The organism is Pantoea agglomerans NBRC 102470 (assembly GCF_001598475.1).
GTDB lineage: Bacteria > Pseudomonadota > Gammaproteobacteria > Enterobacterales > Enterobacteriaceae > Pantoea > Pantoea agglomerans.
In genome coordinates, this window is sequence record NZ_BCZA01000014.1 from 13826 (window position 1) to 28409 (window position 14584).

15 protein-coding genes are annotated in these 14584 nt (G+C 56.3%); 10 read left to right on the forward strand and 5 right to left on the reverse strand.

Annotated elements, in window-relative coordinates:
* Positions 1 to 10: 10 nt before the first annotated feature.
* The 3 genes from ysgD (at position 11) to PAG01S_RS20325 (ending at position 2347) form a co-directional block, all read left to right on the forward strand.
* Positions 11 to 67, forward strand: coding sequence for a YsgD/CorL family protein (gene ysgD, locus PAG01S_RS22760; protein WP_353748370.1), 57 nt, complete (start codon positions 11 to 13; stop codon positions 65 to 67).
* 176 nt (positions 68 to 243) lie between these two features.
* Positions 244 to 1197: a magnesium/cobalt transporter CorA gene (corA, locus tag PAG01S_RS20320; RefSeq protein ID WP_003854370.1), complete on the forward strand. Its 954-nt coding sequence runs from the start codon at positions 244 to 246 to the stop codon at positions 1195 to 1197.
* A gap of 97 nt (positions 1198 to 1294) precedes the next feature.
* Positions 1295 to 2347, forward strand: a complete 1053-nt coding sequence (locus tag PAG01S_RS20325; RefSeq protein WP_029519697.1) for an AbrB family transcriptional regulator — start codon at positions 1295 to 1297, stop codon at positions 2345 to 2347.
* On the opposite strand, the gene rarD is transcribed toward PAG01S_RS20325, so the two are convergent.
* Both rarD and PAG01S_RS20335 read right to left on the reverse strand, forming a co-directional pair.
* A complete protein-coding gene (gene rarD / locus PAG01S_RS20330) occupies positions 2318 to 3217 on the reverse strand; it encodes an EamA family transporter RarD (protein WP_010257306.1) in 900 nt (299 codons plus the stop codon). The genes PAG01S_RS20325 and rarD overlap by 30 nt on opposite strands.
* Positions 3218 to 3240: 23 nt before the next feature.
* Positions 3241 to 3711 carry a thioesterase family protein gene (locus PAG01S_RS20335; RefSeq protein ID WP_010257304.1) on the reverse strand — a complete coding sequence of 157 codons (471 nt, stop codon included), beginning with the start codon at positions 3709 to 3711 and terminating at the stop codon, positions 3241 to 3243.
* A gap of 194 nt (positions 3712 to 3905) precedes the next feature.
* Between PAG01S_RS20335 and pldA the strand changes: the two genes are divergently transcribed.
* From pldA to PAG01S_RS20355, 4 genes are all read left to right on the forward strand, one after another.
* The gene (gene pldA / locus PAG01S_RS20340; protein ID WP_010257301.1) at positions 3906 to 4784 is read left to right on the forward strand and encodes a phospholipase A; all 879 of its coding nucleotides are present in this window, start codon (positions 3906 to 3908) and stop codon (positions 4782 to 4784) included.
* Positions 4785 to 4808: 24 nt separating this feature from the next.
* Positions 4809 to 6638 (forward strand): ATP-dependent DNA helicase RecQ, encoded by a 1830-nt coding sequence (gene recQ / locus PAG01S_RS20345; RefSeq protein WP_010257299.1) that lies wholly within the window; start codon positions 4809 to 4811, stop codon positions 6636 to 6638.
* A gap of 12 nt (positions 6639 to 6650) precedes the next feature.
* Complete coding sequence (rhtC, locus tag PAG01S_RS20350) at positions 6651 to 7274, forward strand: threonine export protein RhtC (protein WP_010257296.1); 624 nt, start codon at positions 6651 to 6653, stop codon at positions 7272 to 7274.
* 223 nt (positions 7275 to 7497) lie between these two features.
* On the forward strand, positions 7498 to 8307 hold the full coding sequence (locus PAG01S_RS20355; RefSeq protein WP_061703532.1) for a DUF1460 domain-containing protein: 810 nt from the start codon (positions 7498 to 7500) through the stop codon (positions 8305 to 8307).
* A gap of 53 nt (positions 8308 to 8360) precedes the next feature.
* Here the strand turns inward: PAG01S_RS20355 and rhtB are convergent, their stop codons facing one another.
* Positions 8361 to 8984 carry a homoserine/homoserine lactone efflux protein gene (rhtB, locus tag PAG01S_RS20360; RefSeq protein ID WP_010257290.1) on the reverse strand — a complete coding sequence of 208 codons (624 nt, stop codon included), beginning with the start codon at positions 8982 to 8984 and terminating at the stop codon, positions 8361 to 8363.
* A 112-nt stretch (positions 8985 to 9096) separates the two neighbouring features.
* Here rhtB and pldB point away from each other — a divergent pair, with 112 nt between their 5' ends.
* Both pldB and yigL read left to right on the forward strand, forming a co-directional pair.
* Positions 9097 to 10089 (forward strand): lysophospholipase L2, encoded by a 993-nt coding sequence (gene pldB / locus PAG01S_RS20365; RefSeq protein WP_010257288.1) that lies wholly within the window; start codon positions 9097 to 9099, stop codon positions 10087 to 10089.
* A gap of 52 nt (positions 10090 to 10141) precedes the next feature.
* Complete coding sequence (gene yigL / locus PAG01S_RS20370) at positions 10142 to 10942, forward strand: sugar/pyridoxal phosphate phosphatase YigL (RefSeq protein WP_010257286.1); 801 nt, start codon at positions 10142 to 10144, stop codon at positions 10940 to 10942.
* Positions 10943 to 10991: 49 nt separating this feature from the next.
* On the opposite strand, the gene glpT is transcribed toward yigL, so the two are convergent.
* Positions 10992 to 12332, reverse strand: coding sequence for a glycerol-3-phosphate transporter (gene glpT / locus PAG01S_RS20375; RefSeq protein WP_033767566.1), 1341 nt, complete (start codon positions 12330 to 12332; stop codon positions 10992 to 10994).
* 374 nt (positions 12333 to 12706) lie between these two features.
* Between glpT and PAG01S_RS20380 the strand changes: the two genes are divergently transcribed.
* On the forward strand, positions 12707 to 13570 hold the full coding sequence (locus PAG01S_RS20380; RefSeq protein ID WP_010257282.1) for a carboxylate/amino acid/amine transporter: 864 nt from the start codon (positions 12707 to 12709) through the stop codon (positions 13568 to 13570).
* A gap of 511 nt (positions 13571 to 14081) precedes the next feature.
* Here the strand turns inward: PAG01S_RS20380 and PAG01S_RS20385 are convergent.
* Positions 14082 to 14561 carry a YehS family protein gene (locus tag PAG01S_RS20385; RefSeq protein WP_010257278.1) on the reverse strand — a complete coding sequence of 160 codons (480 nt, stop codon included), beginning with the start codon at positions 14559 to 14561 and terminating at the stop codon, positions 14082 to 14084.
* Positions 14562 to 14584: the final 23 nt, after the last annotated feature.

Below are 14584 nucleotides of genomic sequence, written 5' to 3' on the forward strand. Positions count from 1 at the left end.
GGACAATGCCTTGGACACGCCCAGTCGATGCTGGCTCAATGACCTGGATTCCAGGAATAACATCTAAGGCTACCTCTTTACGCGGGTAGCCTTAGCGGTTATCAGCGACCTCCCTTTTTGATTCCGTCGCGAGTCAGCACTGATTTATCTCTGAAACTCTGTTTCCGTGTTCAGGCTGCCCGTTCCATGTTGAGGAACGGCGGACTGCCTTGTCCCATTTAGTCTGCAATGGGGAGTATTGCTATGCTGAGCGCATTTAAACTGGATCACAGCCGCCTGACGCGACTGGAGCTGGAAGACGAAAACGACAAACTGACGACCTCTGTCTGGGTCGATCTGATCGAGCCGGAAGAGGGCGAACGTGATCGCGTGCAATCTGAGCTGGGCCAGAGTCTGGCAACACGGCCTGAGCTGGAAGATATCGAGGCCTCGGCGCGCTTCTTCGAAGATGAAGATGGTCTGCATATCCACTCCTTCTTCTTCTATGAAGACGCTGACGATCACGCCGGCAACTCCACCGTGGCGTTCACCATCCGTGAAGGCCGTCTCTACACGCTGCGCGAACGTGAGCTGCCTGCGTTCCGTCTCTATCGCATGCGCGCCCGTAATCAGACCCTGATCGACGGCAATGCCTTTGAGCTGCTGCTCGACCTGTTTGAAACCAAAATTGAGCAGCTGGCGGACGAAATCGAGAACATCTACAGCGCACTGGAGAAACTCAGCCGGGTGATCATGGAAGGTCAGCAGGGCGAAGAGTACGATCAGGCGCTGTCGCGACTAGCGGAACTGGAAGATATCGGCTGGAAGGTGCGCCTCTGTCTGATGGATACCCAGCGCGCCCTGAACTTCCTGGTACGCAAAGCACGTTTGCCGGGCAATCAGCTGGAGCAGGCGCGTGAAATTCTGCGCGATATCGAATCGCTGCTGCCGCATAACGAATCACTGTTTCAGAAGGTCAACTTCCTGATGCAAGCGGCGATGGGTTTCATCAACATCGAGCAGAACCGCATCATCAAGATCTTCTCGGTGGTCTCCGTGGTGTTTCTGCCGCCGACGCTGGTGGCCTCCAGCTACGGGATGAACTTTGAGTTTATGCCGGAACTGAAGTGGAGCTTTGGTTATCCGGCGGCGATCGGCCTGATGATTCTGGCCGGACTGGCGCCTTATCTCTATTTCAAGCGTAAAAACTGGCTTTAAAATAAGAACGGGCCATCTGAGATGGCCCGTTCTGCTGGCTCCTGTCTCCATTTCTGCGTAATCTTACCCTCCTGTTTTTACAAATTATTAACTTCTTATGGACGCTTTTTCGTTGCGCGCGCAGTGGACACTGCTGCTGCTGATCTCGGTATTGCTGGGCGCGGTGCTGCACTATTTTCATGTGCCCGCTGCGCTGTTACTGGGACCGATGATTGTGGGTGTGGTGATGGGGCTGTCGGGTGCCACGCTGCGAATTGATAAGCGGCTGTTCCTGCTCGCTCAGGCCGTACTGGGCTGCATGATTGCGCAGAGTCTGTCGCCTTCGATTCTGGCACCGCTTATTCAGGACTGGCCGATCGTGCTGACGGTGCTGCTGCTGACGCTGGCGGCCAGCGGCCTGTCAGGTTTTCTGCTGGTGCGCTTCAGTCATCTGCCTGGCCCGACCGGCGCATGGGGATCGTCGCCGGGCGGTGCATCGGCCATGGTGGCGATGGCGGGTGACTTTGGCGCTGACGTGCGACTGGTCGCATTCATGCAGTATCTGCGGGTGCTGTTTGTTGCCTCGGCGGCCGCGCTGGTGGCGCGCATCGGGCTGGGCGATGAGGCGCACAGCGTCTCGCTGCTCTGGTTTCCGCCGCTGAATCATGGCTTTGTTATCACCCTGGTGGTGATGCTGACAGGCGCGTGGCTGGGCACCCGACTGCGCATTCCTTCTGGCGCGCTGCTGCTGCCTGCGCTGGCGGGCGCAGCACTGCACAGTAGCGACATCGCGGTGTTACAGGTGCCAGAATGGCTGCTGGCTGTGGCCTATGCACTGATTGGCTGGAGCGTGGGATTACGTTTCACCCGCCCGATTTTTCTGCTGGCACTGCGCACGCTGCCGCAGATGCTGGCCTCGATCTTCGGGCTGATGCTGTTGTGTGGCGGGCTGGCGTGGATGCTGACGCGAATGCTGGATATCGATCTGATGACGGCCTATCTCGCCACCAGTCCAGGCGGGCTGGACACGGTGGCGATCATTGCGGCGGGAACCCAGGTCAACATGGCGTTTGTGATGGCGTTGCAGACATTGCGTCTCTTTACCATCCTGCTGACCGGCCCGGCTTTAGCGCGCTTTATTTCACGCTATGCGCGAACGGGAACGGAATGAAAACGCCACCGCATCGCAGACAAATACCAGCAGCGCCAGCCAGATGAAGCCAAAGGTCACCATCTTGTCTGGCGTGATGGTCTCACCGTAAAACGCGACCGCCAGCACAAACATCAGCGTCGGGCCGAGATACTGAAAGAAGCCTACGGTGGAAAGTCGCAGACGGCTACAGGCCGCCGCAAACAGCATCAGCGGAATGGTGGTCACGATGCCCGCCGCTATCAGCTTCAGGTTGAGACTCAGTGGGTTGGCGGATAAGTGGCTGGTGGCGCTGTCGGCAAAGCCAAACAGGTAAATCGCCGCCAGCGGAAACAGCCACAGGGTTTCAATCAGCATGCCGCTCTGCGCATCGACCTGAATCTTTTTGCGCACCAGGCCATACAGGGCAAAGCTCAGTGCCAGGCCCAGCGCGATGATCGGTAACGACCCAAACTGCCACAGCTGCACCAGCACACCGACGGTGGCCAGCAGCACGGCGAGCCACTGCAGACGGCGAAACCGTTCGCGCAAAAATAGCATGCCGAACACCACGTTGATCAGCGGGTTAATAAAGTAGCCCAGGCTGGCTTCCAGCATATGCTGATTGTTGACCGCCCAGATAAACAGCAGCCAGTTGCCGCCGATAGTCACGGCCGTCAGCGCCAGCAACAGCACTTTTTTAGGCTGGCGCAACACGCTGCGAACGCCGGGCCAGCTGCGGCTCAGGGTAATCAGTAACAGCATAAACAGTGCAGACCAGATCACCCGGTGCGTCATGATTTCCGTGGCGGGAACCTGCTTTACCAGTTTGAAATAAGCGGGCGCAATGCCCCAGATAAAGTAAGCGCCCAGTGCAAAGCCAACGCCCTGGCGGGTTTGTTGCGTATCCATATGCGATCCATTCAATGGCGTGGTTAGCCGATAAGATAGGTGGCGGTAGCCGTGGCGATATAATCGCCCTGTTGATTGTGCAGTTCCACACGCGCCACGGCGACTTTGTTACCGGCGCGCAGCAGGCTGCTGGTGGCGGTGAAGCGTTCGCCGCGTCCGGGACGCAGATAGTCGACGCGCATATCAATGGTGCCCATGCGTGACAGACGCTGGCGCAGATCCGCTTCGCTGATGCTTTCCTGACGGGTTAACGCATTACTGACGCAGACCATGCCCGCCGCCACATCCAGTACCGACGCGATAACGCCGCCGTGCAGAATCTGCTGCGCCTGGTTGCCCACCAGCATGGTTTTGTTATTGAAGCTGATCTCTGCGTAGTCTGCGTCAAGGCGCATCAGTTCCAGGCCCAGCGCCTGATTAAACGGCATGTGATAAACGAAAATTTCGCCGACCAGCTGGCGAGCGTCCTGCTGTGTCAGCACGGGTGATGACATGATGATGTGTCCTGAAAAAATCGGGCCAGAGGGGCGCGGAATATGAATGAGTTGTGTATTCTATGCCGCCTGCGAGGGTGTTTCCAGTTTAAGAAATCAGCACTCATGCTCACTGCCATTTGCGTGTAGAATGGCCTGCTTTTTACGACACCCTTTCAGTTACTTTGATACGCAGCTGCTCACCGGAGAATTTTATGCGTAAGCATCGCGCCTTGCTGGCGGCAATGTTGATATTTCCTGCGCTGGCGCAGGCGGATGAAGCCCATATTAAAGAGGTTCATGACGCGCCACAGGTTCAGGGCAGCATTATTGCTAACCTGCTGGAGAAGCATGATAACCCGTTTGTTCTCTATCCTTACGAGAACAACTATCTGCTTTATACCTATACCAGCGACCTCAATAAAGAGGCGATCTCCTCCTATAACTGGGGAGAGAATGCCCGCAAAGATGAAGTGAAATTCCAGCTCAGCCTGGCGTTTCCGCTGTGGCGCGGTATTCTGGGCGACAACTCGGTGCTGGCAGCCTCTTACACCCAGCGTTCCTGGTGGCAGCTGTCGAATAGCGCTGAGTCATCGCCATTCCGTGAGACCAACTATGAGCCGCAGATTTTCCTGGGCTGGGCAACCGACTATTCGCTGGCGGGCTGGACACTGCGTGATGTCGAAGTGGGTCTGAATCACCAATCCAACGGACGAAGCGATCCCACCTCGCGCAGCTGGAACCGCGTCTATGCGCGTCTGATGGCAGAGAATGGTAACTTCCTGGCGGAAATCAAACCCTGGTATCGCATCCCTGAAGGGGCGAACAGCGATGATAATCCTGATATCACCAAATACATGGGTTACTACCGCACCCGTCTGGGCTATAAGCTCGGCGACAATATCTTCAGCGTTGAGGGCAACTATAACTGGAACAGCGGTTATGGCGGCGCGACCCTGGGCTGGAGCTACCCTATCACTGAGCACGTTCGCTTCTATACTCAGGTATTTAGCGGTTACGGTGAATCACTGATCGATTACAACCATCGCCAGACGCGTCTGGGTGTGGGTGTAACACTTAACGACTTGTTCTAATCCATAACGAAAGACAGGAATCGCGTGGCAACCTCGGCAGTTCTTAATCAGGAAGCGCTGGCGCAGCAGGTATTGCAGGATACCTTCGGCTACCAGCATTTTCGTCCCGGTCAGCAGACGATCATCAATGAGGCGCTGAGCGGGCGCGATTGTCTGGTGGTGATGCCCACCGGCGGTGGTAAATCGCTCTGTTATCAGATCCCTGCGCTGGTGCGCGAGGGGCTGACGCTGGTGGTGTCGCCGCTGATCTCGCTGATGAAAGATCAGGTCGATCAGCTGCTGGCGAACGGCGTGGCGGCGGCGTATCTCAACTCCACCATGACGCGCGATCAGCAGCAGACGGTGATGGCCGACTGCCGAACCGGTCGGGTTAAGCTGCTCTACATCGCCCCGGAACGCCTGATGATGGATAACTTCCTGGACAGTCTGGCGCACTGGCAACCGGCGATGCTGGCGGTGGATGAAGCGCACTGTATTTCCCAGTGGGGCCACGATTTCCGTCCGGAATATGGCGCACTCGGCAAGATGCGTCAGCGCTTCCCGGAATTACCGGTAATGGCGCTGACCGCGACCGCGGATGAAACCACCCGCAACGACATCGTTAACCTGCTGCATATGCAGGATCCGCTGATCCAGATCAGCAGCTTTGACCGCCCCAATATTCGCTACACGCTGGTGGAGAAATTTAAACCCACCGATCAGCTGCTGCGTTACGTTCAGGATCAGCGCGGCAAGTGCGGCATTATCTACTGCAACAGCCGGGCGAAGGTGGAAGACACCGCCGCGCGACTGCAAAGCCGGGGGTTCAGCGTCGGGGCATACCACGCCGGTATCGACAGCGAGCAGCGTGGCCGGGTGCAGGAAGCGTTTCAGCGTGACGATCTGCAAATCGTGGTGGCGACGGTGGCCTTTGGCATGGGCATCAACAAGCCCAACGTCCGTTTTGTGGTCCACTTCGATATTCCGCGCAACATCGAGTCCTATTATCAGGAAACCGGGCGAGCCGGACGTGATGGTCTGCCTGCCGAAGCGATGATGCTTTACGACCCGGCCGATATGGCCTGGCTGCGTAAATGTCTGGAAGAGAAAGTGCCCGGGCCGCTGCAGGATATTGAGCGTCACAAACTCAACGCCATGGGCGCGTTTGCTGAAGCGCAGACCTGCCGCCGTCTGGTGCTGCTGAACTATTTTGGCGAGGGCCGCCAGCAGCCGTGCGATAACTGCGATATCTGTCTCGACCCGCCTAAACGTTATGACGGCCTGGTTGAAGCGCAAAAAGCGCTCTCCGGCATCTACCGCGTGGGTCAGCGTTTTGGTATGGGCTATATCGTTGAGGTGCTGCGCGGGTCCAACAATCAGCGTATCCGAGAGCAGGGCCATGACAAACTGCCGGTCTATGGACTGGGCAAAGATCAGAGCCACGAACATTGGGTGAGCGTGTTACGTCAGCTAATCCATTTGGGGCTGGTGACGCAGAACATCGCTATGCATTCGGCTCTGCAGCTCACCGAAGCGGCGCGCCCGGTGCTGCGCGGTGAAGTGCCACTGATGCTGGCGGTGCCGCGTTTGATCACCGCAAAAACAAAAAGCAGCAGTCCGGCGAAGTTTCACGGTGGCAACTACGATCGCAAACTGTTCGCCAAGCTGCGTAAGCTGCGAAAAGCGATCGCCGATGAAGAGAATATTCCGCCTTACGTGGTGTTCAATGACGCCACACTGATAGAGATGGCAGAACAGATGCCGGTCAGCGCGTCCGAGATGCTCAGCGTCAACGGCGTGGGTCACCGCAAACTGGAGCGCTTTGGCAAACCTTTCCTGGTGATGATCAAAGAGCATCTTGATGATGAAGAGTAAAGGACACTGATTATGCTGATGTTATTTGCCACTGTGGCGCTGGTGCATCTGGTGGCACTGATGAGCCCCGGCCCCGATTTCTTTTTCGTGTCACAGACTGCCGCCAGCCGCTCGCGCAAAGAGGCGATGATGGGTGTACTGGGCATTACGCTGGGCATTGTGGTCTGGGCGGGTGTGGCGCTGATGGGGCTGCATCTGATTCTGGAAAAAATGGCCTGGCTGCATCAGATCATCATGGTCGGCGGTGGACTTTATCTGTTGTGGATGGGCTGGCAGCTGATGTGCTCGGCACGTCAGCGTCATAAACAGCCGCAGCAGGATGAGCCGGTGGTTGCGTTGCCAAAACGCGGCATGAGCTTTCTCAAAGGCCTGCTGACGAACCTGTCGAATCCTAAAGCCATTATCTACTTCGGCAGCGTCTTCTCGCTGTTTGTTGGCGACGATGTCGGTTCGGCGGAGCGCTGGGGTCTGTTCCTGCTGATTGTCGGTGAAACCTTTGCCTGGTTTACCCTGGTGGCGGCGATTTTTGCGCTGCCGTGGATCCGCGCTAAGTATCAGCGACTGGCGAAATGGGTCGATGGCATGGCCGGCGTACTGTTTGCCGGTTTTGGTATCCACCTGATTCTTTCGCGTTAAACAACGTTTCAGTCCTTATGCCGGCGTGCGCGTTGCGGCTCCGGCAGAAACCTCCCTTGCTGTCGTTTCCTCCAGAGGGTTCGCCTGTGTGACGGATGTCACATTCCAGGGCTCAGGGAGTTTTGCTGTTGCAACCGCAGATAAATCGTCACTCTTTATTAATCATTCATATCCATATCTCCATTAAAGTCGGGAAGCAGGCGCAACGTTTATGGAGAGGATGATGAGAGTGAAGTTCATATTACTGGTGTTGATGACGGCCTGTATCAGCGCCTGCGCCTCGCCTGATGCCGCCCGCAACCCTGCGCCAGAGCCGGGCCAGACCGATGAGGTCACCTCGATCCTGATGCAGACGCTGTCCGATGTCGATCAGACGCAGGGCGAAAGGATTAGCCGGATCTCTGCGACGTTTCTCGGAACACCCTATGAAGCGGATACGCTGATCGGTTCTCCCACGCGTCCGGAAGCGCTGGTGATCAATTTCAACGGTGTGGATTGTTACACGCTGCTTGATTACGTGCAGGCGCTGAGCCGCAGCCACGATCGTGCCAGCTTTGAGGCTAACCTGATTCGGACCCGCTACGCTGGCGGTGAGGTCAGCTACCGGAATCGTCGCCACTTTTTTTCCGACTGGTTTGCCGATAGTCCGCGCAATGCCGATGACGTAACCCGCACTCTTAGCCCGGATACGGTGACGGTGGTGAAGCACCTGAATCGTCAGGCCAGCGGAGCAGAACAGGTGCCCGGTCTGGGTGTGATTGCACGTCCTGTCACTTACATTCCGGCCCGGGCGATCACACCGCAGGTGCTGAACCAGATTCAGACCGGCGATTACGTGGGGGTTTACGCCACCAGTCAGAGCCTGGATGTTACGCATGTGGGGATTGCTGTCCGGCATGATGGCCGCTTGTGGTTCAGGAACGCCTCTTCGCTGGCCGTTAATCGAAAAGTTGTCGATGCGCCGTTCAGGGAATATATGCGCTCGAAGCCGGGCATCATTGTGTTGCGTGCGGTTCCACTGACAGCGCCGTAGCGGGGCCAGGGAAGAAGGGATAATCTTTCGCGCCGAATTCGGCGCGTCAGACGTTAAGCGATTTTCCTGGCACTGGCCAGCAGCGCGCCTACCGCCATAAACAGCCCGCCAAAAATGCGGTTCATTAACTTCATCTGTTTTGGTCCCTTAATCCAGCCCGCAATCCGCGTTGCCAGCGTGGCGTAGCCAATCATCACGATGATATCGACCACAACGGTGGTGACGCCCAGCACCAGATACTGCATAAATAGCGGCTGATGCGGCTGAATAAATTGCGGGAACAGGGCGGCGAGAAAGACGATACTTTTCGGGTTGGTCAGGTTAACCAGCACGGCGCGTTTGAACAGGCGACGACGCGGCATCGCTCTGGCGACTGCATCCAGATCAATGCCACCCGCTGAGCGCCACTGCTGAATACCCAGCCAGACCAGATAGGCCGCACCGGCCCATTTCAGAATCTCAAACGCCAGCAGCGACTGAGAAAACAGCGCGCCCAGACCGATGCCGACCAGCACGATATGCAGCGCCAGGCCGACCTGCAAACCGGAGATAGAGGCCACCGTGCCGCGATAGCCGTGGCTGATACCGGTACTCATGGTGTTGATTGCGCCGGAACCGGGCGACAGGCTGAGAATTGTAGTGGTAAGCAGGTAGGTCAGCCACCATTCGATGGTCATGGGTCAGGCTCTCTTTAGTAGCGGAATTGTGACACAATACGCCAGAAATAAGCGCGGCGCTACGGCCTGCGCATGGCATTCAGGACTCTGTATCCGGTCATCAGGAGGGCGAATGAATCAACACAAAGCCAGCTGGCTGCGACGAGAAAAAGCCTTTGCTGCCTTCGCTACCGGGCCACTGCTCGATTTCTGGCACAGCCGCGAAGAGCTTGAGTTTACCGGCGTGGGTAATCTGACGCTGCGCTACGTCCGCTTCACATCACCGCAACACAAGCGTGTGATCCTGATTGTGCCGGGACGCATCGAGAGTTACATAAAATATCCTGAGCTGGCGTACGATCTGTTTCACTGCGGATTTGATGTGGTGATCCTTGACCATCGCGGTCAGGGGCGTTCCGATCGCCTGCTGGAAGATTCACACCGCGGTCACGTGGCGGAATTTACCCATTATGTCGACGACCTTGAAACGCTCTATCTGAAAGAGATTATCAGCGGTCACTACCAGCAGCGCTATGCGCTGGCTCACTCCATGGGCGGCGCAATCTTAACGCTGTTTCTGGCGCGTCAGCCGCAGGCGTTTCATGCGGTCGCGCTGGTGGCGCCGATGTTCGGCATTGCTTTACCGTTGCCCTCTTTTCTGGCCCATCGGATCCTGGACTGGGCGGAGAAGCGTCCGGCCATGCGCGATGGCTATGCGCTCGGCACCGGCCGCTGGCGTGCGCATCCGTTTGGCATTAACCGGCTGACGCACAGCACCGAGCGTTACCGGCGAAATCTGCGCTTTTATGCGGACGATCCGGCGATTCGCGTTGGCGGGCCAACCTACCATTGGGTACGTGAAGGCATCCATGCAGGTCGCAACATCATCAGTCAGGTCGATAAGATCACCACGCCACTGCTGCTGTTACAGGCCAGCGATGATCGGGTGGTCGACAATCGTTCGCAGGACCTTTTTTGTGCCGCGATGGCGGCGGCGGGTCATCCGTGTGAGGGCAATAAGCCACGGGTGATCGACGGTGCGCGTCATGAGATCCTGTTCGAAAAGGATGAGATGCGCGCCGAAGCACTCAATGCAGTGGTCGACTTCTTTTCCTCGCACCACTGACGTTATTTATCCGACCGGTTAAGGCCGGCAGAACCAGATACCCGAGGTTTTCATGTATCACATCGTTGCATCCGATCTGGATGGCACGCTGCTTTCTCCCGAACATCGTCTGACCCCTTTTGCGCGTGAAACGCTGCAGCAGCTGGTCGCGAAAGATATTCACTTTATATTCGCCACCGGCCGTCATCATATCGATGTCGGACAGATGCGCGACAGCCTGGCGATTCCGGCCTATATGATCACCTCAAACGGCGCGCGCGTGCACAACGCCGAGGGCGAACTGGTGTTCAGTCATAATCTGGATGAGGATATCGCCAGCGATCTGTTTGGCCTGCAATATCATCACAGCGATATCCTGACCCACGTTTACCGCGACGATGAGTGGTTTGTCAGCCGCTCAAGCCCGGCTGAGCAGGACTATTTCCGCGAGTCGGTGTTCAACTATCAGGTCTATGAGCCGGGTCTGCTGCCAACCGATAATATCAGCAAGGTCTTTTTCACCTGCGAAAATCCCGAGCATCTGATCCCGATGGAACAGGCGATTGAAGCGCGCTGGGGCGATCGGGTTAACGTCAGTTTCTCACTGCCTACCTGTCTGGAAGTGATGGCGGGCGGCGTGTCGAAAGGGCATGCGCTGGAAGCGGTCGCGAAAACGCTGGGCCATTCACTGGAAAGCTGTATCGCCTTTGGCGACGGCATGAACGATGTGGAGATGCTGAGCATGGCGGGTAAGGGCTTTATCATGCAGAACGCCCATCAGCGGTTGAAAGATACGCTGCCGGAGCTGGATGTGATCGGTTCAAATGCCGATGATGCCGTGCCGCAGACGCTGCGCACGCTCTATCTTGCTTAAGCCGTCAGCGCAAAAAAAGGGCCGGATATCCGGCCCTTTTTTATTGCCGTCAGGCAGGAGTCTTTTTGTGTTTGTGTTCGCTGACCATGGTCAGTAACAGCAGGATAACCGCCAGCACACAGCCAGCAATCATCACCATGAAGCCGCCGTCCCAGCCGAAGTAATCGACGGTGTAACCGACAATGGCGCTGGCCGCCACCGATCCACCCAGATAGCCGAACAGGCCGGTGAAGCCCGCCGCCGTCCCCGCCGCTTTTTTCGGGGCCAGCTCCAGCGCGTGCAGACCAATCAGCATCACCGGACCGTAGATCAGGAAGCCAATCACAATCATACAGGCCATATCGACGCCAGGATTGCCCGCCGGGTTAAGCCAGTAGATCACGGTCGCGATGGTTACCAGCGTCATAAAGAACACCCCGGTCGCACCGCGATTACCGCGGAACACTTTGTCCGACATCCAGCCGCACAGCAGCGTTCCGGGGATCCCCGCATACTCATACAGGAAGTAAGCCCACGACGATTTATCCAGCGTGAAGTGTTTTACTTCTCTGAGATAGGTCGGCGACCAGTCGAGAATGCCGTAGCGCAGCAGATAAACAAACACGTTGGCCAGCGCGATGTACCACAGCAGCTTGTTCGGCAGCACATATTTCATGAAGATCTGTTTAGCCGTCAGCTCCTCTTCGTGGCTGGCATCATAGTCGGGCGGATAGTCGTTTTTGTACTCTTCAATCGGTGGCAGACCACAGGATTGCGGCGTATCACGCATCAGCGCAAAGGCCAGAATCGCAATGGCGATGGCGCCAAACGCCGGCATATAGAGTGCCGCTTTCCAGTCGTTGAACCACGCCATACCGAGCAGGAACAGCAGAGGCGGAATACCGCCGCCGACATTATGGGCGCAGTTCCAGACCGAAACGATCCTGCCGCGCTCTTTCTGCGACCACCAGTGAACCATGGTACGTCCACAAGGTGGCCAGCCCATGCCCTGGAACCAGCCGCAGATAAACAGCAGCACGAACATCACCATAATGCTGGAGGTGGCCCAGGGAACGAATCCCATGATCAGCATCACTGTCGCAGCCAGAATCAGGCCTGCCGGTAAGAAGACGCGCGGGTTTGAGCGGTCAGAGACCGATCCCATGATGAATTTTGAAAAGCCGTAGGCGATGGATATGCCGGATAAGGCAAAACCGAGATCGCCACGTGAAAAACCCTGCTCTACCAGGTAGGGCATGGCGAGTGCGAAGTTTTTTCTGACCAGATAGTAGGCGGCGTAACCAAAGAAGATCCCGATGAAAATTTGCCAGCGCAGACGACGGTAGAGCGGATCAATGTGATCCTCCGCCACCTGCGGCTGACGTGGTGCAGGTTTAAAAATGCTCAGCATCAGTGAGGCCCTCCAGGGCACATTATGGTTTTTAATTCCCAGCAGGTTGGGGCAGGAAAAGAGCAGAATAAAATGGACGCAGAATGTTCCATTTCGCGCAAAGAATAGTGTTAGTTGCGCAACGTTACTGTGATGAATGACACATTTGTTACAGTTTTATTACATTCTGGAGCGGAAGTGATCATGCGATGGATCATTTCGCGCATTTTATCTGGCTGAAAAATCTTTATGCAGACAGTTATGTCAGGAGGCGAGAGTCCTTTACCGATGGCTATTCTGATCGCCTGTTTTGTAATCAGATGTCAACCAGATTTCACAGCCTGATGGCAGCACATTGTTTACACTGACGGCCTGTTAATTTCGGGGTCGTCACCGTGTTTTTATTGATTATTACCACCATTCTGTGGGCCTTTTCGTTCAGTCTGATTGGCGAATACCTTGCCGGGCAGGTGGACAGTTGGTTCTCTGTACTGATGCGACTGGCGCTGGCTGCGCTGGTATTTTTACCTTTCCTGCGCTGGCGTGGTCATCGCCCTTCAACGCTGTTGCTTTACATGCTGGTCGGGATGCTGCAGCTGGGCGTGATGTATCTGCTGAGTTTCGAAGCCTATCTCTACCTTAGCGTGTCGGAATTCCTGCTGTTTACGGTGATGACGCCGCTTTATGTGACGCTGATTTACGATCTGATCAGCCGTCGTCCACTGCGCATGGGTTATATCTTCAGTGCACTGCTGGCTGTGGCAGGTGCGGCCATTATTCGCTATGACAAAGTCAGCGATCATTTCTGGTTTGGTCTGCTGTTAGTGCAACTGGCAAACATCTGCTTTGCGGCGGGAATGGTGGGCTATAAGCGTCTGCAGGAGACCCGCCCGATGCCGCAGCACACGGCCTTCTCCTGGTTCTATCTGGGTGCGGTGTTGATTGCGGTGATCGCCTGGTGTGCCTGGGGCAATCCGCAGAAGTTGCCGACCACCTCATTGCAGTGGGGCATTCTGGTCTGGCTGGGCATTGCGGCTTCCGGTCTCGGCTATTTTATGTGGAATTATGGTGCGACCCAGGTCGATGCCGGCACGCTGGGCATTATGAATAACATGCACGTTCCTGCCGGGCTGCTGGTGAATCTGGCTATCTGGCAGGAGAAACCGCACTGGCCAAGCTTTATTGCGGGCGCGCTGGTGATCCTCGCCTCGTTGTGGGTGCATAAGCGCTGGGTGGTGGGGCGCAGTGACCGATCATAAACAGGGCTGTTGCATGGGTGCGGCCTCCCGGGCTGGCGCGTCCGATCGCGAAGGAATCTCACATCCCTGTGGATCGGCCGGGCCATCCCTGGCCCGGACGCTTCGCTCTTCAGACGCGCCAGCCCTGGAGACTTAACAGCATCATCGCAGCAGAACCAGGGGCTCAGAGCGAATATGAAGGAGGGGATGGCGCGCTGAAACGTAGAGCATTCGCGTTGGAGTTGGCGTGTGCGATCGCGAAGGAATCTTACAGGATGGTTCAGAAACGCGCCCGGCGCTTTTTCCCCCTGCGACGAACGCTCCACCGATGACCCGCTTTCACTCCCCAGGGCTGGCCTGGTGTTGCTGATTAAAAAGCCATGAAGAAGCTTGAGGGAAGAGGTGGCGCAACTGAGGAGCAAAGCGTCCGAGCCAGGGATGGCGAGGCCGTGCTGCATGGATGCAGGCTTTCTTTGCGATCAGATGCGCCACTTCTGACCACGCAGGTACCCGAAGCGATCAGCCACAGACGTTAAGCAGGCTTCTCACTCTTAGGACGCTGAATCATCGCCAGCCCTTTCAGGAAGTTACGCAGAATCTGATCGCCGCATTCGCGGTAGTTCTTATGATCAGGTTTGCGGAAAATCGCACCAATCTCAGCCTGTGAAACGGTAAAATTCACGCGTTTCAGTACATCAGGAATGTCGGTGGTTTTCAGATCAAAAGCGATACGCAGCTTTCTCATGAAGATGTTATTGGTCATCTTGCGCTCAATCGACGGCGCGGGCGCATCTTCACTTTTGCCGCGACGGTAGAAGATCAGGCCATTCAGGAAATAACCCATCAGCACATCGGGGCAGGGACGGAACGCAGCATCGTCATCTTTTTTCAGCCACGCCTGAATATCCGCCAGCGGCACGTCACATTGCGCCAGCGCAAAAATCTCCACCATTTTGGCATCGCTCAGGTTGAGCATATAGCGCACGCTGCGCAGAATATCATTGTTAGTCATGGTGAAATCTTCTCGTGGTCAGT